Consider the following 2,063-nt stretch of genomic DNA (forward strand, 5'->3'; position numbering starts at 1 on the left):
GTCGGCTACAGCCGGCTCATGGAGCAGGACGAGGACCGCACCCTCGCCCGGCTCAAGGCGCATCGCCAGGAGTTCGTCGAGCCCCTGATCGCCGAGTACCAGGGCCGCGTCGTCAAGCTGATGGGCGACGGGCTGCTGGCCGAGTTTGCCAGCGTGGTCGATGCGGTGCGCTGCGCGGTGCTGATCCAGAAAGGGATGGCCGAGCGCGAGGTGGAACTGCCACCGGCCGAGCGCATCCGCCTGCGGATCGGCATCAATCTCGGCGACGTGATCCACGAGAGCGACGGCGACATCTATGGCGACGGGGTGAACGTCGCGGCCCGGCTGGAGCAATTGGCCGAGCCCGGCGGGATCATCGTTTCCGGCACCACCTACGACCACCTCCAGGGCAAGCTCGACCTGCCCCTGGAGTTCGCGGGCGAGCAGCGGGTCAAGAACATCGAGCGGCTGGTACGGGCGTACCGGGTCCGGCTGGATGGGAAGGCGATCCGGTTCAGCCGGCACCGGGTGCGGCAGCTCGGCCGCTGGACGGTAGTGGCGGCACTGGCCCTGCTCCTGCTGGGCGCCGCCGTGGCCGGAGCCTCGTGGTGGCGCACCGGGCCAGCAGCGCCGCCACCCCTGCCGGTGGTAGCCGTGCTGCCATTCGCGGCCCCCGCAGGCGCAGACCCACACCTCGCCGAACTGGGCGAAGGACTGGCCGACGGCATCGTGGAGCAGTTGTCCGTCGCCCGGTTCTGGTCCGTGCTGGGTCGTGGCACCAGCTTCGCCTATCGCGACCGGCCAAATCCGGCGCGTGCTCTCGGGCAGGAGCAAGGAGCTACCCTGGTGGTCGAGGGCAACCTGCAATCATCCACAGAGCGGCTGCGCGCGTCGGTGGAACTGATCGACGCGGGCACGGGCCAGCAGCTCTGGTCCGAGCGCTTCGACCGGCCGCCCGGCGACTGGGCAGCGCTACGGGACGAACTAGGCTCGCGCATCGGTTTTGCGGTCTACTCGGCCGGCATCTTCCCGACCATCACCGATCGTGCTTCCGGCCGGCCTCTCGACGAGCTGGGTGCCAACGACCTGGCTCTCCTCGCCCGCGAGCAGCTCGAAACATTCACCAAGGAGAGCACCGCCAAGGGCATCGAGCTCGCCAGGCTGGCGCTGACCCGCGATCCCAGGTCCAGCTCGGCACTCTACATTCTCGGCCGGCTCTACCGCGAGCAGGTCGAGCAAGGCTATGCGCCGGAAGCCGAAGCCGCGGCGAGCTGGGGCGAGACCGTATCCACCCTGGTCCGCCTCGAGCCGAACTATCCCTGGGCGTATGTGGAGCTCGCCGCATGGGAGAGCTACAGCGGCAAGAGGGACGACCTCGTCCTGGCGGACCTGGACCGCGTGGTCGAGCTGGCGCCAAACCACCCACAGCTGTTGGCCCATGTAGCAGAGCGGCTGCCCTTCCATGGCCAGCCGGAACGCGCCCGCGAACTGCTCGACCGGGCCGCGCGCTTCGACCCGGACATGCGCTTCAACTGGCGCCAGTTCCAGATCAACTTCTTCCTCCACCGCTTCCGCGAGGTCGTCGACCAGATCGAGGACTTCACCGATCCCGGCCGCTGGGACTATCTGTTCGCCACGCTCGGCTACGCCCAGCTCGGCGAGCCGGAAAAGATGGCAGTCTGGCGCCAGCGCTTCGTCGAGAGCTGGCCGGACTACTCGTTCGAGCGCTCGGTCTCCCCGACCGGCGATTTCTCACCCGCCGCTGCGAAGGAACGGGCCCTGTGGCTGGACAGCTTCGCCAAGGCAGGCCTGCCCAAATGTGCGACGCCCAAGCAAATCGAGAGCCTGAAGATCAAGCCGCTGCCCGAGTGCGAAGCGGAGCGGGCCAGGCAGGCTGAATCCAGGACCTAGCCTGGACAGGCCATCGCACCCGACCTGGATCAAGGGATGAATGAACCGCTGCGTCAGGTTCCGGTGTACCGGAACCTGACGGCCCGGCTAGACCCAGCGGATCAGCACCACCCCGCCGGCCAGCATCGCCACACCGATCAGGCGCGGCAGGTCGATGGGGTGGCCCGGCACGC

At 68.5% G+C, this 2,063-nt stretch carries 1 protein-coding gene; it reads left to right on the plus strand.

The genetic code is table 11. The annotated features are described in order from the left end of the window. Positions 1 to 1,890, plus strand: a 1,890-nt coding sequence (locus tag VNS22_RS18730) for an adenylate/guanylate cyclase domain-containing protein (RefSeq protein WP_325735096.1), incomplete at its 5' end; no start/stop codon positions are given. Positions 1,891 to 2,063: the final 173 nt, after the last annotated feature.

Source organism: Geminicoccus sp., assembly GCF_035556675.1.
GTDB lineage: Bacteria > Pseudomonadota > Alphaproteobacteria > Geminicoccales > Geminicoccaceae > Geminicoccus.